We start from the raw sequence: 23,271 nt of genomic DNA, 5'->3' as shown, positions 1-23,271 counted from the left end.
GGGCGCGTACGTATACCCGGAGCGGCGTTCCGCCGGACTCCGCCGGGGAGGGGACAACAGATGAACACCGTGACTCGCAGCCAGGTCATCGCCGATGAGCAGAAGGCCGTCGACCGGGCCTACGACTGCTACACCGCGCGCCTCGCCGAGATGACCGGGAAGTCGGCCGCCAACGCCGCGGCCAGCGGCAAGGACGGCATCGCGAACCGGCTGGACACCGAGAAGAAGGCCGAGGCGTACGGGGGACTGGCCCACGAGTCCCTGGTGATCGCCCGTGTGGACGCCCCGGAGGACCCGGGTGACGCGCCCCGCCCCTGGTACGTGGGACGGCGTGCGGTCTCCGACGTCCGGACCCGTGACACCGTCGTCGTGCTGTGGACCAGTCCGCTCGCCACCAAGTGGTTCGAGGCGCAGCCGCACACGCCGGGCGATGTCGCCCTGCGGCGCCGACTGCGCTGCGCACAGCACGTCGTCGAGGACTACTTCGACGAGATCGCCTCCGTCGCAGCCGTTTCCCCTCCCGCCGTCCGCGTGCTCGAAGCGGTTCCGGAACCGAGGCCCGCCGGGGACGACACGATCACGGCAGAGCCCACCGCAGCCGACACCGGCACAAGGACGGAGTCCGGCGACGAGGAGCAGTCCCGGCCGGAGCCCGTCCTGCCCGGGAAGGACCGGCCGCCGTACACGCCGGCCGATCTCGCCCGGCTCCGTCGGCGCAAGCCCCTGCAGCCGGACGACTTCCTCCTGCGTGAACTCCAGCGCTCCCGCAGCGGACGCATGCGCGACATCGTCGAGACGATCCGCCGTGACCAGATGGACCTGGTCACGGGTTCTCCCGCCGACATACTGGTCGTCCAGGGCGGCCCGGGCACGGGCAAGTCCGCCGTCGGTCTCCACCGAGTGACCTGGCTCGTCAACAACGACCACTTCAAGGCCCACGACATCCTCGTCATCGGACCGCACCAGCGGTTCCTCGACTACGTCGGCCAGGTACTGCCCACCCTCGGCACCCGGGACGTCAACGCCGTCCAGCTGTCCCGGCTCTGGGACGGAGACGTACTCGGCACCGACACGCCCCCGGCGCGCCTCGTGAAGTCCGACGAGCGAATGGCTGCGGTCCTGCGCAACCGTGTCGAGCACGAGTGCCGCCCCGAGGCGCTCGACGGGCTGCTCACCACACCTTCCTTCGCCGGTGACGAACCGGCGTTCACCGTCGCCGCCGGCAGCACGACCCTGCGCGTGCCCCGCTCGGAACTCCACGCCCTCATCGAAGAGGTGCGCGGGGGCGACGGGGCGTACCGCGAGCGCCGCGACCGCTTCCGGAGCCTCCTCGTCGACCGTCTGCTGCGGGAGCTCGCCGCACTGGCCCCCCGACGCGGCGCAGACGGTACGATCCGCCGCAGCCTGGAACGCAACCGCCAGGTCGAGAGACTCCTCGACCGTGCCTGGCCCTCGCCGGGCGCGCGGGAGAGCCTGCGCAGCCTCTACGACTCACCCGAACTCCTGCGTGCCTGCGCGGACGGCGTGCTCGACGAGGACGAACAGAGCGCCGTCCTGCGACCCCGGGCGGACAAGGCCGAGGACGACCCCTGGACCCTGGACGACCGTGTCTGTCTGGAGGAACTCCGCCACCTCATCACCGGGGAGACGCCGCGGCGCTACGGCCACATCGTGGCCGACGAGGCCCAGGACCTGACGCCCATGCAGGCCCGTGCCCTGCGCCGCCGTGTCGCGCGAGGCGGCTCGATGACCGTCCTCGGCGACCTCGCCCAGGCCACCGGCCCCTGTCCGTACACCGGGTGGGACCGGCTGGGGGCCCTCCTGTCCGACCACGGGGACTGGCGCGTCGCGGAGTTGACGACCAGTTACCGTGTGCCCTCCGAGGTGATGGACTTCGTCGCCCCCCTGGCCCATGCGGTGGCACCCTCCCTGCCCTATCCGCAGGCCGTCCGCGAGGCCGGCCCCGATGCCGTACGCACCGTCGCGACCGAGCCGTGGAAGCTGCTCCGCGACACCGTCGCCCACGCCGTCCGCCTCGTCGGAAGCAGCGACGGGCGCACGCTGCGGTCCGTCGCCGTCATCGTTCCCGACGACTCCGGATGGCTCGACGAGATCGCCCGCCACCTGGACGAGGCCGACGGCATCACGGAGCAGGAGCGTGAAGCGGTCTCCGTCCTGGCGGCCGGTCAGGCCAAGGGCATGGAGTACGACCACGTCCTCGTCGTCGAACCCGCCACCATCGTCGACCGCGGCCCGTCCGGACTGAGCCGGCTCTACATCGCGCTGACCCGGAGCACCCAGAGTCTGACCGTCCTGCACACCGCCCCGCTGCCCGGTGTCCTGGTGCCCTCCGCCGCTCCGCGACAGCCGGTCCGGGGGACCGGAACGGCCGACGGGCCGGTGGCCGAGGGAGACGTCCCGGAGATCGGCACCGACATCAGGGTCCGGGTCGTCGGTCACACCAGCGGCGGCAACTACCGGGTCGAGGCCCTTTCACCCTTGACGGACCGCCCGCTCCTCATGGCCGTACGCCATGGCTCGACACCCCCTGCCGCAGGGACGGAGCTGAACGCCTGGGTTCTGCGCCACGCCTCCAGCGTCAGCTTCGTCACGGTGGACGAACGCGGACGCAGGCCGATCTCGCCCACCATGGCCAGGAGATACGCGGACGCCCTCGGCATCGTCGGGGAACTGGCTGCGGGGAACGTCCCGGACGACACCCGCGCCCGGCTCTCGGAGCTCAAGGGCATGGCCAACCGGTGCCTGCGCCTGGACCAGCAGGACTGGCTCGACGTCTGGCGCGTACTCGGGTCACCGGACCGCACCCGCCTGGGCGCCCTGCGGGACCTGGCTGTCGACGCCGGCCGTACGGCTGCCTCCGGCGCACACCAACCAGCCCGCTTCCGGGCCGCGCTGGAGCACAGCGGATGGTCGGCCGACCTGGCCGTGGCGCGACGCACCATCGAGCGCCGCATGCATGCCGCGGCCACGACCTCTGCCGTTACCGCCCCGGACGAGGAGCAGGACCCCACCGCTCCCGAGTCCTCGCCGTCCCCAGTACAGCCCACGTCGCCCGCACCGCTCGGCGAGCAGCCCGAGCAGCCCGAGCAGCCCGAGCCGAAAGAAGCCGAACCCATGACCACCCTCGAGGCCGTAGTGCCCGGCGCCCCGGAGGACGCGAGCGCGAACCTCCTCCACCTCCTGGAGACGTCGGCCGCCGCTGACCGCACCTGCAAGACGCACGAGGCCGTACGGTTCGAACTGATGGCCGCTCTTCTGCGCGCGGACCGGCAACTGTCCCTGCCCTCCCAGGTCGTCGACGTCGAGTGCGTCACGGAACAGGGACACCTGCTCTACGAGGTGCTGGGCGCGGGCCTCGTCACGTACGCCGACCTCCGCTCGGGAGCGGCCCGCCTCCACGAGATCAACCACACTCTGCCGAAGCCCGCGGACCGCCTCCACCTCGTCCTCGCGTCACCTCCGGCGGAGGACTGGTCGGCCACGCTCGTCCACGACGTCTTCGGCGTCCACGTCCTGTGGCGCACCGAGCACGGCTGGGAGGGCCGGGATACCGAAGCTGCCCTGGGACACAGCGCGGCCGCGAACTCCTCCTCCGTTCCGGAGCGCGCATGAGAACACTGCAGACCGCGGCACTCCTCGCCGCGGTTCCATGCCACGGCCGTGGGGGAGTCGGGCTCCTCGGCCGCCTTGGTCCGCTCGCGTGCGGTCGGCGAATGCCGCTCAGGGTCGAACTCGGTGGAACAACACGGGCAACGTAGCCGCGCCCGTCGCCACCCACATCGGCCAAGGAGACCAGCGGTCCCCGCTGCTCGAGGAACTCCGTCAGACGGGCAGCGCCCGGCGGATCAGGCCGCGATGACGACGGCCGGCTTGGCCAGGACCGGAGCGTTCGACGGTGCCGAGGACTGAGCGTTCGACGGTGCGGTGCCCGTCGTATTCGACGGTGCCGTGGACGGGGCGAAGACCACCGTCCTCAGCAGTACGAAACGCCCGGCCCCCGCCATCGCCGACGCGGACAGATACACGGCCTGCTCGACCAGCACGGAGGGGGCGGGCTGTACGGCGTGCAGCCCGAGAAGCGCGGCGGTGGTGAACGCGTAGCTCACCGCCACCGTCAGCCCGGACTGCAGGTGGACCCGCCACCCCTTGCGTTCGCTCCGGAAGGAGATCCTGCTGTGCAGCTCCGTCGCGATCACCGTGGAGACCACGGTGATCACGGCGTTGGCGAGGACCAGCGGCACCCGCTCCGCGAGCAGAATCAGCGCACCACCGGCTGCCAGTCCGACTCCGCCACCGCACACGACGAAGCGCACGAAGGCTTCGAGGAGCGGACGGGCGGTGCGCCTGGTCGGCAGATGCGCGTGGGCGGTCACGGGAAGGGCCTCCGGCAGGGATGTGGAAACGGTGCTCCTATTCCATCCCACAACCCACGGACGCACGTCCCCCTGGCGATGCACCCAGGCCCCTACCCAAGTCGGGGACATCCCTCATTCGGCAGTGGGGGACACCCGGCCCCGGCGCCCCCGGTCGTGCGTGACTCCTGGCGTTCCTCTCTCGTTGACCAATGCCGCGCGCTTCCTCCCGCGGCCCCGGTGAGGACTGGAGCGTTCATGTACGTAACCCGGCCGATGCCGCCGGTGCAGCCCGCCCCGGCCCCTGAACCGCCGGGCCGTCGGGCATCCGGTCCGCTGCCCTGGCTGACGACGGTCGCCGTGGTCTTCGTCGCTGTGCAACTGACGTTCGTCGTACCGGGCTCAGGGCTGGCCTGGGACGAGACCGTCTACGTCAGCCAGGTCGGCGGCAACGCCCCTCCCGCCTTCTTCAGCGCACCCCGAGCCCGCGGGATCTCCTACCTGGCAGCTCCTGTCGCAGCGCTCACGGCATCCACCACCGTGCTGCGGATCTACCTCGCCCTGATGTCCGCCGCCGCCCTGTTCGTCGCACTCCGGATCTGGCGAAAGGTGCTGCCCACGCCCGTCCTCGTGGGCGCCGGCGCGCTGTTCACCGGCTTGTGGCCGACCGTCTTCTACGGACCGGCCGCGATGCCGAACCTGTGGTGCGCCCTGGGTGCCCTGACCGCGACGGGCTGGGTGGTGAGAGCCCTGCGAGGTGCCGCCGGGCAAGCGGGGACGGCCGGAGCGGGGGCGGCCGTGGCACTGGTCGCTCTGATGCGGCCCGCCGACGGATTCTGGCTCGCGTTGCCGCTGGCGCTCGCGGCCGTCCTGGTACCCGGCCGCCGCCTGCCGGGTCTGTGCGCCGCGCTCGTCGGCGGACTGGTGGCGGGTTGCGCGCCCTGGACCACCGAGGCGTACGCCCATTACGGCGGCCTCGTCGCCCGACTGCACCGGGCCGGCGAGATCCAGGGCGGGCTCGGGTGGAACCTCGCAGTCGACGACCACCTTCGAGCGCTCGCCGGCCGGACCCTCTGCCGCCCCTGCGACATCGGCTGGGAGAGCCCTGCCACCGCGGTGTGGTGGGTGATGCTGCCTCTCCTTGCCGCGGGAGGGATCGCGGCGGCCCGGCGCTCGGGCAGAGGCGCCGTGGCACTGCTGGCCACGGCGACCGGGATCTCGACGGCCGTCCCGTACCTGTTCCTGGTCGAGTACGCGGCGCCCCGCTTCCTGCTCCCCGCGTACGCGCTGCTGGCGGTACCGGCGGCCGAGTGCATCGCTTACCTCTTCGTCCGGGCGCGCCGCACCCGACGTCCGGGCGGCGTCGCCGCACTGGCACTGGCCCTGGTCGCTCATCTCGGCGTCCAGTTCTCGGTGCTCACCCACGTGGTCCGCACCAGTCACGCCACGAGTACCGAGTTCGCCGCTGTCGCCGGTGCACTGAACTCGATGGGGGTGCGCGCGCCGTGCGTGATCAGCGGCGACAACGCGGTGCCGATCGCCTACTACGCGGGCTGCGCCTCGCGGCAGACCGCAGGGCACGACGCGAGTATCACCCCTGAAGCCCTCCGCGACCTCGCGCGCCGTGTTCCGGCGGCGATCGTGGTGACCGGTGGCCACGCGCCGCCACCGATCGTCGGCGGCTCCCGCGTGGTGCCGCTGCGGTCCTACCGGACCTATCTGCTGCCGGGCGCCGCTACGGGCGGAGCTGCGACCGTCCCGCCCAACTGACCGGACGGCCGCCCGGCGTGCGGCGCGTCCGGCTGCGCCCGCTGCCCTCGGACGGGCGGGCTCCGGTCCGCGCGAGCGGAACCGGCGATGAGGGCGGCGTGCGTGGATCCGCCTCCGCCGACGTCGCTGCCTGCACAGGTGGTGCCGCGACGCTCACAGGGCGCGTCTTCCGACCTGACCGCCGTGCGCGTGTTACGAATGCCGGGGTGGCGCACAGCCACCCCGAATCCCACCCGGGCGCCGCCTGAAACGTCCTTGCAATCCGCTCGGAGCGGGAGCCTTCTACCCTCGCTCGGGAATCGTCGGAGCAGCAGACGGAGGCGGTGCCGTGGCCGGCGCACCAGCACGCGGACGACAGGCCGAGCAGAGCGTGGAGCTGTCCCATCGGGTCATCCACGGCTACCGCCGTGCGTACAGGATGGCAGGGGAGGGGCCGGCCGTCCTGCTCATCCACGGCATCGGCGACTCCTCCGCGACCTGGGCGGAGGTGATCCCCGAACTGGCCCGCCACCACACCGTGATCGCTCCGGACCTCCTCGGCCACGGAGACTCCGACAAGCCCCGGGCCGACTACTCGGTGGCCGGCTACGCGAACGGCATCCGGGACCTGCTGGGCGTCCTGGGTATCGAACATGCCACCTTGATCGGCCATTCACTCGGCGCCGGTGTGGCCATGCAGTTCGCCTATCAGTATCCCGAACGAACCGACCGGCTCATCCTGGTGAGCGCGGGCGGCGTCGGGCGGGAGGTGAACCCCGTCCTGCGAGCCGTGTCACTCCCCGGCGCCGACCTGATGCTGTCGACGCTGCGCCTGCCCGGAATGCGCGGCCAGGTGGGCCTGTTCACCCGGCTGGTCAAGCTGCTCGACACCGATCTCGGCCAGGACGCCGGTGAACTGCTGGACCTCGTGGACTCCCTCCCCGACACCACGTCCCGGAGCGCGTTCATCAGTACCCTGAGGGCGGTGGTCGACTGGCGTGGCCAGGTGGTCACGATGCTGGACCGCTGCTATCTGGCGCAGGGCATGCCCACCCTCCTCCTGTGGGGTTCACGGGACGGCGTCGTTCCCGTGCATCACGCCTACGGCGCCCACGCGGCCATGCCGGGCAGCCGGCTGGAGATCTTCGAAGGCGCGGGACATTTCCCCTTCCACGCCGACCCCGCCCGGTTCCGCGCCCTGGTCGAGGACTTCATGCGCACCACGGATCCGGCCGACTGGAGCCCGGAGCGCTGGCGCGAACTCCTGAGAGCGGGCCGTCCCGGCAGTACGGACGGTGCACCTGACCCCGCGTTCGACCGCGCGATGGACCGCGACCTGCGGGAGGCGAGCGAACGCAGCGCGACATGAGGTGCAAGCAGCGCGACGTGAGGCGCAAGCGGCTGCCGCGCATCCGGGAACCCGTGAACCGGGTGCGGAGCGGCCGGGAATCCGCCGTCAGTCCTTGCGGGCGACCGCGCACCACATGGGGAGGGAGTCGTCCGCGGTGTCGGACGGTCCGGGACGCCAGCGGGTCAGGGTGACCACGCCCGGCTCCAGGATCTCCAGGCCGTCGCAGAAGCGCTCGACCTCCTCCCGGGTACGCGGGGTGGCGGAGGCATGGGTGGCGGCGCGCTCGTTGTAGATGCGCATGGATTCGGCGACCTCGGGCGCGGTGACGTCCGCCGCGGGGTGGGACAGTACGAGGTAGCTGCCCGGAACGAGTCGGTCCAGCAGGCGACGGGTGATGTCCCACGGGTCCTCGGCGTCCTTGACGTACTGCAGGATCGCCACCAGCATCAGGCCGACCGGCTGGTCGAGGTCGAGGGTGCGGGAGGCCGCGTCGAGGATCGCGTCCACGTCACGCGCGTCGGCCTGTACATAGTCGGTCTGTCCCTCGGGGCCGCTGACCAGCAGCGCCCGGGCATGGGTGAGCACGATCGGGTCGTTGTCGACGTACACGACACGTGATTCGGGAGCAGCCCGCTGGGCCACTTCGTGCGTGTTCTCCGCTGCGGGAATGCCCGTGCCGACGTCCAGGAACTGGCGGACCCCGGCCGCCGCGAGATGACGTACGGCCCGGCCGAGGAAGGCGCGGTTCGCCCGGACCGACGGCACGATCGTCGGGTTCGCCCCCGCTGCGAGTTCGGCTGCCTCCTGGTCCACCGGGTAGTGGTCCTTGCCGCCCAGCCAGACGTTGTAGACGCGGGCCGGGTGTGCGCTCGTGGGGTGGGGCGTGGGCAGCGGGTACTCGTTCATCGTTTCGTCACCTCGGGCGGCCGGGAGGCCAGGTCGGACTCGTGTTCGGTCACGCTACCCCCTGAACCGCCGTTCGCCACCGACCCGATGCCCGGTCACGTGCCGTCCCGGTGATCCCGCTGACCACTCGCCAGGAACTGCGGAGGCCGCCGTCCGCCCTGGCTCCCCCGGGTGGCCTCACCTCGGTCCTGGGAACCACCGGGCTTCGAGCGGGCGTTCGGCGGGACGGGTCACGGCTTGCGTGCCAGCCCGCCGTGTTCGCCGACGGGCCGGGGCGCGGGCGCGGTGCCGTCCGGGCGCCAGAAGGGCACCGACACGACCCCGGGGTCAAGGAGTTCGAGACCGTCGAAGAACGCGGTGATCTGATCGACGGGCCGCAGGAAGTACGGAATGGCGCCTGTGTCGTTGTACGCGTCCTGGGCCTGTTCGTAGTCGGCGTCGACGCCCCGGGAACCGTCGTTGAGGGAGAGGTAACTGCCGGACGGCAGCCCGTCCATCAGGCGGGCGACGATCGTGCGCGCCTGTTCGTGGTCGGCGACGTGGCCCAGGATGTTGCTGAGGATCAGAGCGGTGGGGCGGCTGAGGTCCAGTGTTCCGGCGGCGGCCGACAGGATGCGGTCGGGGTCAGCCAGGTCGGCGTCGACGTAGGCGGTCGCACCCTCGGGGGTCGAGGTGAGCAGGGCACGTGCGTGCGCCAGGACCAGGGGATCATGGTCGACGTAGACGATTTTGGCGTCGGGGGCGAGCCGTTGGGCGACCTCGTGGGTGTTGTCCTCGGTCGGCAGACCCGTACCGACGTCGAGGAACTGCCGGATACCCGCCTCGGTGACCAGGTGGGCGATGCTGCGGCCCAGGAAGGCGCGGCTGCTGCGGGCGACGGTGACGATGCCGGGGAAGACGGTGCTGTACGCGTCCCCCGCCTGCTCGTCGACGGGGTAGTGGTCCTTTCCGCCGAGCCAGTAGTTCCAGATCCGGGCCGAGTGCGGTACGGACGTGTCGATCTTCTGCTCGGGGCCGGGCGCTGTCGCGTGGTCGGTCATGAGTACCGTTCCGTCTTTCAGCCGAGGCGTGAACCGTCAGGGCACAACCTACGCCCGATGACCTCGCGAGGCGTGCCCACGCACCTCGCTCGTCGACGGCGGGCCGTGGCAGTCACCGCCCCTGTCCGACGCCGATGTCCGGTCGTGTGCACGGGGGTTGAGACGGACACGGGCCGGGGCGGCCGGGCGTGGTCCGGCGGTTCGCCCGTCCGGCTCGGGCCGCCGTACGAGCAGTGAGAGCAGGGACGCCGCGGCGCACAGGGCGCCGAGCGCCATCCAGACGGGAGCGTACGTCCCGGAGGCGTCGCGGGCGGCCCCGCCCCCGTACGCGGCCAGCGCCGCGCCCACCTGGTGGGCCGCGCTGACCCAGCCGAAGACCACCGCGCCGTCGTCGCCGTGGAACTCGCGGCACAGAGCGATGACGGGCGGGACGGTCGCGAGGTCGAGCAGACCGAAGGCGACGACGAACGCCATCATCGACGGCTGCACCGTGGCGCTCATCAGAAGCGGCAGACAGATCAGGAGCAGGCCGCGCAGAGCGAAGAAGGCCGCGAGCAGCCGTCGTGGATCGCGGCGGTCGGTGGCCCACCCCGACGCGACGGTGCCGATCACGTTGAAGACGCCGATGGCCGCGAGCAGGGAGGAAGCGGTGGTGGCCGGCATGCCGTGGTCGTGGGCGGCCGGGGTGAAGTGGGTCCACATGATGCCGTTGGTGGAGGCCCCGCAGACGGCGTACGCGCATGCCATCAGCCAGAAGGGGCGCGTACGCGCCGCGTCGCGCAGGACCGCGAGCGCCCGGCGGCCCGCGCCTTCGGCGGGCACGGGCGCAGGCACGTGACGGTCGGCGCCGTAGGGTTCCCGTCCGACGTCGGCGGGATGGTCGCGCAGTACGAGCCACATGAGCGGAGCCGTGGCACACGCCGCGAGCACGAGAGTGACGAGGGACGGGCGCCAGCCGTGCCGGTCCACGATCCAGGACAGGGCCGGAAGGAACACCATCTGCCCGAAGACGCTCCCTGACGCGAGCACGCCGGTGACCAGGCCGCGCCGCCTCACGAACCAGCGCTGGGTGACGGTGGCCCCGAAGGACGTCGCCATGGAGCCGGTGCCCAGGCCGACGAGCATGCCCCAGTACAGGGTGAACTGCCAGGCCGTCGTCATGACGGTGGTGAGTGCGGCTCCCGACGCGACGACCACGAGTGCGACGACCACGACGCGGCGGATCCCGAAGCGGTCCATGAGGGCTGCGGCGAACGGGGCGGTCAGGCCGTACAGGACCATGTTCACCGAGGCCGCCAGGCCGATGGAACCGCGGGACCAGCCGAATTCCCGGTGCAGGGGCCCGGTGAGCAGTCCGGGCAGGGTCGAGAAGGCGCCCGCGACGATGATCGCGATCAGGGCGGCAGCCGCCACCCACCAGGCGCGGTGGCCGAGGCGTCCGCGGTACGAGAGGCCGTTGTCAGCATCCATGCGTTCGATCGTCTTCGCGTATCCGCAGGGCAACCACTGGCCGGATGGACGACTTCTGCAAGAATCTGGCCATGACGCAGGCAAGGCATCGGGTGGTTGTGCTCGTGCGGCCAGGACTGCTCCCCATGGAGCTGGGGATCGTGCACCGGCTGTTCGGACAGGCGGTCTCGTCGGCAGGCGTGCCCCTGTACGAGGTCGTCACCTGCACACCGCGGCCGGGCGTCGTTCCGACGGACGCGGACTTCACCATCAACGTGGCCGACGGTCCCGGGGCGCTGGAGAACGCGGACACCGTCATCGTGCCGGCTGCCCAGGAGGACTACGAGCCGCAGGAACGCGGACGGATCAGCGCGGAGACGGCCCGCGCCCTGGCCCGCGTGCCCAGGGGAGCCCGGGTGGCGTCCATCTGCACCGGCTCGTTCGTCCTGGCGGCGGCGGGTCTGCTGACGGGACGGCGGGCCACGACGCACTGGAAGTCGTGCGAGGAGTTCCGGGCGCTCTACCCGGAGATCGAGGTCGACGCCGACGTGCTCTACACAGACGACCGAGGGGTCCTCACCTCGGCCGGTGTGGCCTCGGGCGTCGACCTCTGTCTCCACATGATCCGTACCGACCACGGTGCGGAGGTCGCCAACACGGTCGCCCGGGGAACCGTCGTACCACCGCACCGGGAAGGCGGCCAGGCCCAGTACATCGAGCGCCCGGTCACCCCACCCGAGCAGTGCTCGACGGCGCCGGCGCGGGAGTACGCCCTGCGGAACCTGGAACGGCCACTGAAGCTGGCCGAGCTGGCCGACCGCGCGTCGATGACCGTGCGGACGTTCAACCGGCGTTTCCGGCAGGAGGCCGGGCTCACGCCCATGCAGTGGCTCGTCCAGCAAAGGGTCTACCGGGCGAGGGAGTTGCTGGAACGGACCGACCTGCCGGTGGACCGGATCGCCGCCGATGCCGGCTTCGGGACCGGCACCGCGCTCCGGCAGCACTTCCACGCGGCGCTGGGGGTGTCACCGCGCGCCTACCGCTGCACGTTCAGGGGCGCGGTCGGCGGCGACCCGGTCACCTGAGTGACCGGGGGCTGCCTCAGTCACCGGGGCGACTGAGTGGCTGTCAGGCAGCGATGGGCGTACGGATGGCGGCGATGTCGAACTGGAGGCGCAGCCGCTCACTCACCATGGCGCCGCCCTCGGCCAGCCGGGCGTTGTAGGTGAGACCCCAGTCGGAACGGTTGATGGTGGTGGTCCCGTCGAAGCCGACACGCTCGTAGCCGAACGGGTCGGTGACGTGGCCGATGTACGTGAGGTCGAGGGCCACGGGGCCGGTGATGCCCCGGATGGTGAGGTCGCCGGTCATGCGGTAGACGTCCTTGCCGATGAGCTGAACGCTGGTGCTCGCGAAGCTCAGGCGCGGGTGCCTCGCGGCGTCCAGGAAGTCACGGCCGATCAGGTGTGCGTCGCGCTGCTCCACACCCGTGTCGACGCTCGCGGTGACCAGCGAGATCTCGGCCCTGGATCGGGCCGGGTCGCGCCCGTCGAAGTAGAGCCGGCTCTCGTACTCCAGGAACGCTCCACGCACCGTCGTCACCATGGCGTGCCGCACGGAGAAACCGATCCTGCTGTGCGCGGGGTCGATCATCCACTCCCCGGTGAGGGCCGCCAGACCAGGATCGGGAAGAACTGCGGCACCGGCGGCCGTCGATGCGGCGGCCGGCTCTTCTGTGCGGGGCTCCGGGCGGCGGAGCAGGGAGCTGCGGCTGAAGAGGTTCATGAACCAGTTAGTTACCCTCAGGCAAGTGATGCCCGCAAGGGCTGATCAATGAACCCGAACATCCGAGGTCAGACCTTCACAAGGTGACGTCGGAGAGGAGCGGGAGAGCATCGGAGGGCGGGAGTCCGGGTGGCCCACCCGATCGACGCGCCACAGGGCGATCGGCTCACGGCCCGCTCCGGTGAAGCGCGTGCGCGGACACCTACGAGGGTGCCGAATTGGCTGCCGACAGGCCTCTTTTCAGCCAAACAAGGTGTCTTCTGCGGTGAGAGGTGGTCACAGCTCCCTAGGGTCGTTGCCATCCTGGGGAAACTGCAATGCGAATGGTCGGTGTGCTCGGCAAAGGGGCGTGACGTGATCGAGTTGGCCAGTGTGATCAGGGACCTCAGGGACGAACTGGAGCAGGCCATAGGCGTCGCGGAGGGTGCGGCGCTGCGGTTCGAACTGGGAACCATCGAGCTGGAGGTGTCGGTCGCCCTGGAGCGGTCCGGTGGCGCCGGAGCGAAAGTGCGGTTCTGGGTGGTGGAGTCCGGCGCCGAGGCGAAGACGGCCCACACGGGGACGCAGCGCATCACACTCGCGTTGAAGCCGACCCTGGCCGGGTCGGTCGCCCCGCCGTACGTCTCGGGCTTCTCCGAGGCCGACGAGCGGTGAGCGCCGCATACAGCGGCGCGTACGGCAGAGCGTTCGATCCGGGCGGACTCGAACCACCGAGGGCGGCGCAGATCGTCGCCGTGCGTCACGCCGGCCTTCGTGTGCTCGGGTCGGGGTACCGGGTGACCGGGGACGCCGTACTCACTGCTGCGCACGTGGTGCGAGACGCCACATCGATCCTCGTTCGTTTCGTGACCGAGGACCGACATGCGGTGGATCTTCCGGCCAGGCTGGTCTGGGAGCACGACGAGGCAGACGTAGCGGTACTCAGCATCGCGGACGCCGCGCCGGCCGGTGGTCTGCCCACCGACGCGTTCACCCGGGTGCGCTTCGGTCGGGCGCACACGAAGGTGGACTGCGAGGCCCTGGGATTTCCGCGGTTCAAGCTGCGAGGTGATGCCACGTCCGGGGAGGTGTACCGAGACTCCCGACATGCCCACGGCACCATCACTCCCTGGTCGAACGTCCGCCGGGGCAGCCTGGAGTTCATCGTCACGGGCGCTCCGAACGACCGCCCCGAGCCGGCGGGTTCTGCTTGGGAGGGGATGTCCGGGGCCGCGGTGTGGAGCGGTGGATGTGTCGTCGGCGTGGTCTCCGAACAGCACCGTTCCGAAGGGCCCGGCACGCTTACGGCGAGCCGCGTGGAGAACTGGTACCAGCTCGTCGCTCCGGACCGGCTCCGGGAGCTCGGCGAACTGATCGGTCTGCCTGTGAGCGTCGGTGGACTCGAACAGCTCCCGCGCCCGCCGGAGCTCTCGGGCGGGGCGGCCGGGCGTGAGGAGGAGGTCATACGGCTCGCGGCCGCGGTGCGGCAGCAGTGGAGAGCCGAGCAGAGGCGGAGACGTCTCCATGACCCCTACGCGCTCGCCGTTCGTTTCAGTCCCGCGGACTCCGCGCTCTTCGACGCCGAGAGGGTCCCTGGCTTTCTGTCCGGGAGGGAGCCGCCGTCCCGACTGGCCGACCAGATCACGCAGGTCGTGGCGGGGTACCGGGCGATCGAGTCCGGGCGGATGGTGGTGCTCGGCGAGGCCGGGGCGGGCAAGACGGTTCTGCTCCTGTACGTCGTCATCGAGCTGCTGCGTACCCGTGCGCCCGGGGACCCCGTGCCGGTGATCTTCAGCCTGGGATCGTGGAATCCCGCCACCACAGGGTTGGACGAGTGGCTGTGCGACCTGCTGGTGCGGGACTACCCCGATCTGGCGCTCCTCGTGGCACCCGGAGTGAGTCTGGCCCGAGCGCTGGTCGACGAGGACCGTATTTTGCCCGTACTCGACGGATTCGACGAGATCGCCGCAGACCTGCGGGGCGAGGCGCTCATGGCGCTCAACGAGAGCGGTATGCCGCTTCTCCTGACCAGCCGCCCCCACGCATACGCCGCAGCCGTGAGGGACGCGAACGTACGCATCCATGCCCCTTGCATCGAGCTGGGAGACCTCACCCCGGACGATCTCGCCCCCTACCTCCGCGGCGAGCGCCGCGCCGGTGCGGACGGTGATCGCCGCGCTGACGCGGACGGTGATCGGCGCAGCTCCCTCTGGGACCCGGTCCTGGCACAACTGCGGGAGCAGCCCCGCTCTCCGGGTGCGTCGAACGTCGCTGCCGCGCTGACGACCCCGCTGATGGCCTCCTTGGCCCGCACCGTCTGCGGCGGTTCTCGGGGAGCCCAGCCCCAAGACCTCCTGGAAGTCGCGAACTTCTCCGACTCCGACGCCATCCAGGAGTACCTCCTCAAGGAGTTCGTGCCGGCTGCCTACCATCCGCGACGGACCGGGTCGACGAACGACCGGGGCACCGGCCGCCGGAAGAGGCGAGGTTGGGACCTTCAGGAAGCCGAGCACTATCTGGGCCACCTCGCCGGGCACCTCGACAGCCTCTCCCAGGGGTCCGCGTCCAAGAGCCACGACCTCGCCTGGTGGGAACTGGGCACCACGCTGCCCCGTTCCACGCGCACGCTCGTCATCGGTCTTCTGGCGGGCCTGGCCTTCGGGATCACGACGGCGATCGCGAACGTGCCGGTGGTCCTGGTCGCGACGTCGCAGGGGACCGGGTTCGCTCTTCTGCGGGGACTGCTGGCCGGACTTCTGCACGGACTCGCGGCCGGACTCATCTTCGGACTCGCCTACCACTTCACGTCCGAGGGCGAGGCCTTCAGGCCGTCACCGGTCCGCATCAGCGTCCTCGGCCGTCTGAGGACCTTCGGCGGCCCCCGGTTGACACACGGGAAGGTGCGCCCGAGGTTCATGATCGGTCTTGGCGGCGGCTTCGTCGTCGCACTCGCTCTGCTGCTCATCGACCGGGGAGTGATCGAGCCGCTCGGGCTTCCGGACGGTCAGGGCGGCGGTGGGTTCCGGGCCGCGCTCCTGTTCCTTGCCGAGATCTCTCTCGGGGGCGGACTCGTGTTCGGTCTCATGGCATGGCTCGAGACCCCCGTTCCGCCCCGGACCACCGTCAGGCCCGTTGATCTGCTGGACACGAACCGCCGGAACGTGATGTACCACTTGCTCGCCTGGGTATGTGTGCTGGGCCCCGTGGCGGGAATCATCGAGGGGATACAGCACGGGCCGGTGCGCGGCTTGGCGACCGGGCTCGTGTTCGGGCTCGTGTCCGCGTTCGCCGGCGGAATCGGGTACGGGCTGAGCATGACCGCGTGGTGCCAGTGGGTGGCCCTGTGCCGCATCTATCTGCCGCTGCGCGGGCGTTTGCCGTGGGCTCTGGTCGCTTTCCTGGACGACGCCCACCGACGAGGCGTACTGCACCGGTCCGGCGCGGTGTACCAGTTCCGGCATGCACGGCTCCAGGACCACCTCAGCCGCACCTTCCACGAACGTCACGGAAGAACCCCCGCACGACCGACGAGAACCGGAGGCAAACCATGAGGGCCGGGCGTGGGACGACAAGAACACGGATGGCGAAAGCCCTACGCATCACAGCGGTCCTGGGAGGCGCGGGCGGAATCGTGGGCATCCTCGGAGCCGGCCCCGCGGCGGCAGAACCGGTTTCTCTCACGCTGGCGTACGCGTGCACCTTTCCTGTGATCGGCGATCAGGACATCACCGCCCGTATCTCGATGGACCTCCCGACGGCCCATACGGTCGGCAAACCGAGCCACCGGTTCGCCATCCACGCCGAGGCGACGGTGGGCTCGGGCCTCACGCGCGGGCTCGCCCTGCTCGGGGTGAAGTCCGTCGACGGCACACTGGACGCGGAGACCCGTGTGACCGCACCGCAGGGCGACCTCGGCATCACCGTCCCCCTCTCCATCGTCAGGACCGCCATCCCGTCGTCGGGCGCCCTCCGTATCCCCGCGAACGGCATCGCGCCCACGCGTACCTTCACCGAAGCGGGCCGCGCGGAGATCGTCGTGGGTGACTTCGTCGTGCACCTCGTGCCGAGAGACGCGAACGGCGACCTGACGGCTCTGGGGAAGTTCAACGTGCCCTGCACCGTGCGGGCCGGGCAGCACCAGGTCATCACGTCCTTCACGATCTCGCCCGCACCGAAACCGTCCGCCTCGGCGGCCCCGGGGGAGGGCGGCAGCCCCGGCAGGACGGCCTCAGCGACCGCCACGTCCGCACCGGGTGACACCCCCGCGCCCGGCTCGTCCGGTACGGTGACCACCAAAGCTCCGACCATGACGCCCTCGGCCGTCAAGCCTCCGACCGGCCACCCCTCGACCGCCCACCCCTCGACCACCCGGACGTCGGTCGCGCCGGGAGGATTCCCGATCGACGACACGGCTACGGGGCCGACGGCCACGGCGGACGGTCAAGTCGGCCGAGGCCTGATCCTCGCGGCAGTGGGCGTTCTCGTCGTGGCTGCCGCCGCCTCGGTCTTCGGCCTGCGACTGAGGAACCGCCGCGGTCCCCACGACGAGGGCTGAGCCGCCGTCAGCTACTCCTGCGGCACGTCGACCGCCTCGACCGAGGGTGGCGCTGCGGGCAGTTCCTCGACAGGAGCAGCCCTCTCATCCACCTTGCCGGTCTCGGCGTCCACATACACCGCGTACGCGTCGGACCCGGACGAGGTGGGTACGAGCCACTGAGCTCGCCATCTTCCTTCGCGTCGTACCGCCAGCAGCTCGCCCGCCCCCGGCGTCGAACCGGGGGCGTACGCCGCCACGGCGGCACCGGCCTGCTTCTCATCCACCCGGCGCGGTGGAAGGCTCACGGAACCGCTCACCCGCCGGCTCAACAACTGTGCGACGTGACCTGACCTGTCGATGCGCACATCCAGCCGCATGGGCATCAGTACCCCGTCGACACGGCTGCGCCAACGGACGACCCAGCCGGACTCCGCATTCCCGCCGACGGGAACGGACTTCGCGTCGGACGCGGCCAGAGCCCAGGGAAAGCGCTTCTCCGCATACCGCGTCGCTATCCGAAGTGCGTCGTCCTCGCTCCTGGGTGCCGAAGGAGAACCTGTGACGGGGAAGCCGCCGTCGGCGGTCTCGCTCACGCCACCCAGGTCAGCCGAAAACTGTGTCCCGTCCGGCCAGCTCAACTCGGCCGACCCTGTCTCCATCGCGATCAGCAGTACGTCCGACGCGTCGTTCTGACCCCGCTGGAGCTGCACGTTCACCATCTTGACGTGGTCGTCGAAGGCCGTCGAAAGCGCCTGCCTCGCTGCTGTTCTCTGATCGGTTCCCGCGATCTGCAGGCTCGTCGAGTCGACGACCAGCGGGGTGATCCAAACCGTTCCCACCGCAGCGCACGCGAGGAATCCGGCACCGAAGACGATGGCCGTGGGCCGGAGGGCAGCGGTCACGGGGTGGAGTTCGCGTCGAGTCAGGTGGAGCGCGGCCCAGCCGGCGAGTGTTCCCAGCGCGGCGCCGAGAACGTTCATCTGTACGTCACTGGTGTCGCAGCTGCGGCCGAGCCAAGGAAGCAGCCCCTGGCACAGTTCGGTGACCGAGGAGAGCAGCGCAGCCCCCAGAAAGACGGGAAGAACACGTCGCACGGCCAGGACCCCGAAGAGGCCCACGGGCAGGAACATCACGAGGTTGAGCAGCCCCTGCTCTGTCGCGAAGGGCTCACCGACATCGCGGTTGATCACGCACTGTCCCGACACCGACCCCGGGGACGCGAGGAGGAGAGTGACGCTCAGTTCGGCGGCCACGACGGCGGTAAGCCCCGCACAGGCCCAAGGGCGTCGCGTGTACCTCTTCGCCGGCAGAAAGCTCAGGAGGCCCGCGAGCGCGACGGAGACAACGGCGATCAGGACGAATTCGCCCCGACCGTTGAAGACAGCTTCCAGCATCAGCGCACAGCACCTTCTCGCGAGAATGCCCGCACCGATGTGGACCCCGGCGAAGGCGTTACAGGATCAGTGGTCCGGGATACCCGAGTGACCCCTGGGGAAAGGGATGCACGGCAGGGGCGTCCGGTTCCCTCACGCGGGGTATCCGCCGGCTCCAGCCGCCACCGTGTCGTCGAGACCTGTCCGGGAGACACCTCGGCACCCCGGAACCGGAGGTGAACCGAACCCCGCGAGGCACATCGGGAAGGTCAGTGGGTTTCCCGCTCCGGGGGTGAGCCGGTTACCGCCGACCCGCCCGAGGAGTCGAGGTAGGTGGAGAGCTGACCGGCGGCGTACAGCTGGGCCAGTCCGCGGGACGTGAGGCCGCGCCGCCACCCTTCCAGTGCCCTCGCCAGCGCATCAAGGCTGCCGGCGTCGCGGAGTTCTCCGATGACGGTGGCGATGGTGGCCAGGGGCTGGCCTCCCCGACGCAACAGGTGCGTCAGTTCGGCGTCGCGCACATCCTGCGCAAGGTACTGGCGGTGCCTGGTGCGCGGGTCACGTGGTGGGGTGAGGATGCCGGCCCGTTCCCAGGCGCGCAGGGTGGCCGGGTTGAGCGCGAGCCGGCGGGCGAGCTCGCCGATGCCGTACGGCGCCCGAGTGCCGGCCGCAGCATCCGGGGCGACCGCTCCGAGGTGTGAGAGCGCCGCCTCGACGGTCCGTAGTGTGTCGCGGTCACGAGCCAGGAGTGAGTGTCCGTCGTCGACGTGCTCCAGCGCTTCGTCGAGCCGGCCGCAGGTGACAGCCTGCATGATGCGTCGGCTCGCCGAGTAGCCGAATGCGGGGACGAGCGCCAGGTAGGCCGCGAGGCCGGCGGCATGAGTGGCGGTGTAGTCCCGGTACCCCGTCGGGCTGCGGTGTGCCGGCGGGATGATGCCCGCGACCTCGTAGTTGCGGACCGCCTGGGTGGAGATGCCATGGCGACGGGCCAGGTCCACGGGTCGCATGTGACCTCCGATTGAGGGTTCCGACGTAGACGGGCGGAGGATTCGTCGGAAAGTCTCCACCGAACGTTCAAGGATATGGTTCAGAGACATGACGCAGAGAACGCAGACCGTGTCCGGAGACTTCGATCTGACGATGGACGAGCTGCGTGTCGTGGCGCGTTACGTGGTTCGGCACGCGGAGGACGTCCTGCCGGTCTTCGAGCAGGCTGTTCCCGATGATCCGTGCCCACGCGCGGCGATCGGCATCGCATGGGACTTCATCAACGGTGCCAACAGGACGAGAGCGCAGCGCGTCGCTTCTGCCGACGCTCATCGAGCCGCCCGGTCCGCGCCCTCCGAAGCCGCGCGGCTGGCCGCGCGATCCGCCGGTGACGCCGCGTCAGCTGCGTACCTGCACCCCATAGCCCAGGCCGGCCAGGTCGGCCACATCCTGCGGGCGTGCGCCGGCGCCGCGTACATCGGGGAGTTGGAGGCGGGCGGTGATCCCGCGATCGGGTACGCCCTGCTGGAGCGGTCACGGCGGCGTGCGACACCGGTGCTCATCGATGTGCTGTGCCGCTACCCGCCCGCGACAGGCGGCAGCAGTCGAGTCGCCCGGCTGATGACCGCTCTGGACCAATCCCTGCGTCGGACGGCTGACCGGCCTCGAGGCCGAACCGCCCCGAGCGGCACCGAGGTGTGCACGAAGGAGTGCACGTCATGATCCTCCCGAAGGTCCGGGACCCTCGCTTCGTGACGATTCGCCGTGGTGGGACTCTCACTGACGCGGATCACCGTCTCCTCGCGGTATGGGCTGCCGCCTGCGCGGAGCACGTCCTTGGCCTCTTCGAGTCTGCCGAGCCCGCGGACCCGCGACCTCGCCGGGCCATCGAGCACGCCCGGGCCTGGGTGCGAGGCGAGGCCAGGATGATGCAGGCCCGCGCGGCGGGCGGCCATGCGATGGGGGCAGCCAGAGACCTGCGTGGGGCGGCACGGCATGCCGCGTACGCCGCAGGCCAGGCCGGGGCCGTCGCCCACGTCGCCGCCCACGAACTCGGCGCGGCCGCCTACGCGATCAAGGCCGTACGCGCAGCGGCACCGGAAGGCGAGAGGGAGAACGCAGGACGACTCGAGTGCCGGTGGCAGCGCAATCAGCTCCCGGAGGAGATCCGCGCGCTCGTACTGGATGACCAGCGCCTGCGCAACGACATCTGCTGGTCGGTGTTCGACTGTTGAGAACACCGCGGAGCACCAGGACGTATCGCAAGGACTCGCGCGAAGGACTCGCGAGCGAGGCCGGCGGCGGAACGCTCGGATCCTGACGCGGTCGAGCGTGCGGCGTGACGCAGTTGCTCCGGGTGTGGCGGATCCGGGTCGGCGGCGGTGCCACCGGTCTCCCTCCACCGGGAGCTCGCCAGCAGTCCTTCGTCGCCGATACGCCCGCCCCTGAAAGGCTGTCGGCCGTCCGGTCGGTTCACCGGACCGCGCTGCCATGAGGGGCAGGCGCCTGGTGTCAGCTTTCGGGGGCACGGTCCAGGGCGCCGGTGTGGTCCAGGATCGCTGCGGTCAGCGGTGCGAGGACCTCTCGGGGGAGCGCGTGCCCCATGCCGGGGATCTCGACCGTGCGTGCCCCGCGGATCACCTGGGCGAGATGCTGCGGGTGCGGGGGAGGGAAGACCGGTTCGGCCGGGGCCGAGATCACGAGGGTGGGCACGTCGGTCCTTGCCAGTTCCTCGGTACGCAGCATGCCGGATGTGTCGGCACGGCCGTGCGCGGTGCTGGAGGCGTGGTGGCCGGTGTGCTCGATGATCCTCCGTTCCAGTGCCCGGGCGCCCTCCGCGTCGAAGGGGAGCTGGTCGCCGGCCAGTGCCCGCCAGTGCGCGACGCGAGCGTCGAGCTCCCCCTCCGGGCCGCGCTCCTCGGCCGGACGGGCCCAGATCTCCAGCACATGGGGTGCGATGCCGGGAAGATCCTCGGGCGGAACGCGTGTGCCGTCCGGTCGCATGTACGGAGTGGTGCTGAGCGCGGACGTACCGATGAGGGTCGCGCTCAGCAAGCGGTCCGGGTGGTCGGCGACGAGCAGTTGGGTGAGCATTCCGCCGAGGGACATGCCCACGACGTGCGCGCGATCGACGCCCAGGCCGTCCAGGACCGTGATCGCGTCCTCGGCGAGGTCGGTGACGGCGTACGGCTGCCGGTCGAACGCCCACGTGGAACGGCCGGTGTCACGGTGGTCGTAGCGGATCACCCGGTGGTGCGGGGCGAGCGCGTCCACCAGTTCGTCCGGCCAGCCCAGACCGGAGGCCTGCGCGCCCATGACGAGCAGCAGGGGAGGGGCATCAGCGGCGCCTCGCTCCTCCGCCCACAGGCGCACGCCGGGTGCCGCGTCGATGAAGTGGTCCATGGTGATCCTCCTGTGCGGGCCGGCGACCAAGACAAGCCGAGACGTTGCGTCTCGTTGTCACTGTAGCGCAGGCGCGGGCGAAACGGGCCGGCGCGCCCTCGTCCGAGAACGCGTAGATCCGGCGAGGACGTGCCGATCGGCCGACCACAGATCGGTGCGCGCGGGACGCGCGGGGAGGGGCTGCTTGCTGGTCATGTCTCGACGCTGACGCAATGTGGCCGTAAGTGACCAGAGGTGACAGGTTGTCGCGAGGCGGCTGTATGCGGTGTGCACCGGCCTGTACGCGCGAGGGGCGGCGGGCGGTGACCTCCGCGGGGCAGGGACGACCGGAGGAGCGGCCGGTGGCGGACCACCACGGTCGTCCAGGCGTCCCCACCCCGTTATCAGCCCTTCAGCTGGGTGAAGCGGAGGTGGTTGCCGAAGGGGTCGCGCAGGCCGCAGTCGATCCCGTACGGGCGCTCCGTCGGCTCGTCGGTGAACTCCACGCCCCGTGCCAGCAGCGTCTCGTACGTCTTGCGGCAGTCGTCCGTGGTGAGGATGAGCGCACTGCCCAGTGCGCCCTTCGTCAGCAGTTCGCGGACCTGTTCCGCCGTCTCCTCGGACATCGCCGGAGGGCCGGGCTTCTCCAGCAGGACCTGGCGGTCGGGATGGCCGGGGACGCTGACGGTCAGCCAGCGCATGAAGCCCATGTCGACGTCGGCGTTGACCTCCAGGCCGAGCTTGCCGACGTAGAAGTCGAGGGCTTCGTCCTGGTCGAGGACGTAGATCTGTGAGTGTGTGATCGCGGTGAACATGTGGACCACGCTAATCGGCCGGCCCGGCGAGAACTTATCCGAAACTGCTCAGTCGGCGGCCTGTGCTGAGGGCCGGCCGAGGCGTTCAGGCGCTCGGTCGCGTCCACGCCTTCGTGAAGCATGTGGGTACGTTCACGGCCGCCGTCTCCTTCCGGTACGTCCTCGGCGACCGGCCGACGATGTCGCGGAACGTGCGGCTGAAGGTACCGGTGCTGCCGAAGCCGACCTCGTAACAGATGTCCGTGACACTGCGGTCGCTCTCCCGCAGCAGGAACATCGCCCGCTCCACGCGGCGGCGCTGCAGATAGCGGTGCGGCGTCTCGCCGAAGGTGGCGCGGAAGGTGCGGGCGAAGTGTGCCGGGGAGACGTGGGCGATCCGGGCCAGGGCCGGTACGTCCAGCGGCTGGGCGTACGCGCGGTCCATCGCGTCCCGTGCCCGGAGCATGCGGCGGTTGGTCTCTTCGGCGGTGCGGCTCACGGCACCATCCCACCACAGGACGGCCCGGTGCCGGACGGCTCTGTCGTACCCCCTCAGTAGGCTCGGA

At 70.7% G+C, this 23,271-nt stretch carries 19 protein-coding genes; 9 read left to right on the top strand and 10 right to left on the bottom strand.

The annotated features are described in order from the left end of the window. Positions 1 to 60 precede the first annotated feature (60 nt). Positions 61 to 3,633: an AAA family ATPase gene (locus tag ABZ441_RS17820; RefSeq protein WP_358974489.1), complete on the top strand. Its 3,573-nt coding sequence runs from the start codon at positions 61 to 63 to the stop codon at positions 3,631 to 3,633. A gap of 233 nt (positions 3,634 to 3,866) precedes the next feature. Here ABZ441_RS17820 and ABZ441_RS17815 read toward each other — a convergent pair whose 3' ends face one another. Next, complete coding sequence (locus tag ABZ441_RS17815) at positions 3,867 to 4,394, bottom strand: GtrA family protein (protein WP_358974485.1); 528 nt, start codon at positions 4,392 to 4,394, stop codon at positions 3,867 to 3,869. A gap of 237 nt (positions 4,395 to 4,631) precedes the next feature. Here ABZ441_RS17815 and ABZ441_RS17810 point away from each other — a divergent pair, with 237 nt between their 5' ends. Further along, complete coding sequence (locus ABZ441_RS17810; protein ID WP_358974482.1) at positions 4,632 to 6,143, top strand: hypothetical protein; 1,512 nt, start codon at positions 4,632 to 4,634, stop codon at positions 6,141 to 6,143. 328 nt (positions 6,144 to 6,471) lie between these two features. Further along, positions 6,472 to 7,491 carry an alpha/beta hydrolase gene (locus ABZ441_RS17805; protein ID WP_358974479.1) on the top strand — a complete coding sequence of 340 codons (1,020 nt, stop codon included), beginning with the start codon at positions 6,472 to 6,474 and terminating at the stop codon, positions 7,489 to 7,491. Positions 7,492 to 7,578: 87 nt separating this feature from the next. Here ABZ441_RS17805 and ABZ441_RS17800 read toward each other — a convergent pair whose 3' ends face one another. From ABZ441_RS17800 to ABZ441_RS17790, 3 genes are all read right to left on the bottom strand, one after another. After that, complete coding sequence (locus ABZ441_RS17800) at positions 7,579 to 8,379, bottom strand: SAM-dependent methyltransferase (RefSeq protein WP_358974476.1); 801 nt, start codon at positions 8,377 to 8,379, stop codon at positions 7,579 to 7,581. 230 nt (positions 8,380 to 8,609) lie between these two features. Continuing rightward, a complete protein-coding gene (locus tag ABZ441_RS17795; protein ID WP_358974473.1) occupies positions 8,610 to 9,419 on the bottom strand; it encodes an SAM-dependent methyltransferase in 810 nt (269 codons plus the stop codon). Between the two features lie 48 nt (positions 9,420 to 9,467). Continuing rightward, entirely contained in the window at positions 9,468 to 10,889 is a 1,422-nt protein-coding gene (locus ABZ441_RS17790) for an MFS transporter (RefSeq protein ID WP_358974470.1), read from the bottom strand. 71 nt (positions 10,890 to 10,960) lie between these two features. Between ABZ441_RS17790 and ABZ441_RS17785 the strand changes: the two genes are divergently transcribed. Next, a complete protein-coding gene (locus ABZ441_RS17785) occupies positions 10,961 to 11,953 on the top strand; it encodes a helix-turn-helix domain-containing protein (protein ID WP_358974467.1) in 993 nt (330 codons plus the stop codon). Between the two features lie 43 nt (positions 11,954 to 11,996). Here ABZ441_RS17785 and ABZ441_RS17780 read toward each other — a convergent pair whose 3' ends face one another. Then, positions 11,997 to 12,653: a YceI family protein gene (locus tag ABZ441_RS17780; protein WP_358974464.1), complete on the bottom strand. Its 657-nt coding sequence runs from the start codon at positions 12,651 to 12,653 to the stop codon at positions 11,997 to 11,999. Between the two features lie 354 nt (positions 12,654 to 13,007). Here ABZ441_RS17780 and ABZ441_RS17775 point away from each other — a divergent pair, with 354 nt between their 5' ends. From ABZ441_RS17775 to ABZ441_RS17765, 3 genes are read left to right on the top strand one after another with little or no spacing between them, the layout of a single operon-like run. Further along, positions 13,008 to 13,307 (top strand): trypco2 family protein, encoded by a 300-nt coding sequence (locus ABZ441_RS17775; protein WP_358974460.1) that lies wholly within the window; start codon positions 13,008 to 13,010, stop codon positions 13,305 to 13,307. Beyond that, the gene (locus tag ABZ441_RS17770; protein ID WP_358974457.1) at positions 13,304 to 16,183 is read left to right on the top strand and encodes an NACHT domain-containing protein; all 2,880 of its coding nucleotides are present in this window, start codon (positions 13,304 to 13,306) and stop codon (positions 16,181 to 16,183) included. Before ABZ441_RS17775 ends, ABZ441_RS17770 begins: the two co-directional genes overlap by 4 nt. A gap of 29 nt (positions 16,184 to 16,212) precedes the next feature. Next, positions 16,213 to 17,187 (top strand): DUF6801 domain-containing protein, encoded by a 975-nt coding sequence (locus tag ABZ441_RS17765; protein ID WP_358974454.1) that lies wholly within the window; start codon positions 16,213 to 16,215, stop codon positions 17,185 to 17,187. A gap of 11 nt (positions 17,188 to 17,198) precedes the next feature. On the opposite strand, the gene ABZ441_RS17760 is transcribed toward ABZ441_RS17765, so the two are convergent. Next, entirely contained in the window at positions 17,199 to 18,563 is a 1,365-nt protein-coding gene (locus ABZ441_RS17760) for a VanZ family protein (protein WP_358974451.1), read from the bottom strand. A 248-nt stretch (positions 18,564 to 18,811) separates the two neighbouring features. Next, positions 18,812 to 19,549 carry a MerR family DNA-binding transcriptional regulator gene (locus ABZ441_RS17755; RefSeq protein ID WP_358974448.1) on the bottom strand — a complete coding sequence of 246 codons (738 nt, stop codon included), beginning with the start codon at positions 19,547 to 19,549 and terminating at the stop codon, positions 18,812 to 18,814. Between the two features lie 88 nt (positions 19,550 to 19,637). Between ABZ441_RS17755 and ABZ441_RS17750 the strand changes: the two genes are divergently transcribed. Further along, complete coding sequence (locus ABZ441_RS17750; protein WP_358974445.1) at positions 19,638 to 20,252, top strand: putative immunity protein; 615 nt, start codon at positions 19,638 to 19,640, stop codon at positions 20,250 to 20,252. Further along, the gene (locus ABZ441_RS17745) at positions 20,249 to 20,764 is read left to right on the top strand and encodes a putative immunity protein (RefSeq protein WP_358974442.1); all 516 of its coding nucleotides are present in this window, start codon (positions 20,249 to 20,251) and stop codon (positions 20,762 to 20,764) included. The genes ABZ441_RS17750 and ABZ441_RS17745 overlap by 4 nt, the downstream gene beginning before the upstream one ends. 277 nt (positions 20,765 to 21,041) lie before the next feature. On the opposite strand, the gene ABZ441_RS17740 is transcribed toward ABZ441_RS17745, so the two are convergent. The 3 genes from ABZ441_RS17740 to ABZ441_RS17730 form a co-directional block, all read right to left on the bottom strand. Beyond that, complete coding sequence (locus ABZ441_RS17740) at positions 21,042 to 21,932, bottom strand: alpha/beta hydrolase (RefSeq protein ID WP_358974439.1); 891 nt, start codon at positions 21,930 to 21,932, stop codon at positions 21,042 to 21,044. 383 nt (positions 21,933 to 22,315) lie between these two features. Next, complete coding sequence (locus ABZ441_RS17735; RefSeq protein ID WP_358974435.1) at positions 22,316 to 22,726, bottom strand: VOC family protein; 411 nt, start codon at positions 22,724 to 22,726, stop codon at positions 22,316 to 22,318. An 85-nt stretch (positions 22,727 to 22,811) separates the two neighbouring features. Beyond that, positions 22,812 to 23,204: an AraC family transcriptional regulator gene (locus ABZ441_RS17730; RefSeq protein ID WP_358974432.1), complete on the bottom strand. Its 393-nt coding sequence runs from the start codon at positions 23,202 to 23,204 to the stop codon at positions 22,812 to 22,814. Positions 23,205 to 23,271 lie beyond the last annotated feature (67 nt).

The organism is Streptomyces sp. NPDC005752 (genome assembly GCF_040630715.1).
In the GTDB taxonomy this organism is placed as follows: Bacteria; Actinomycetota; Actinomycetes; order Streptomycetales; family Streptomycetaceae; genus Streptomyces.
The sequence above is the reverse complement of the archived record's forward strand: the minus strand, read 5'-3'. Positions and strand labels throughout refer to the sequence as shown.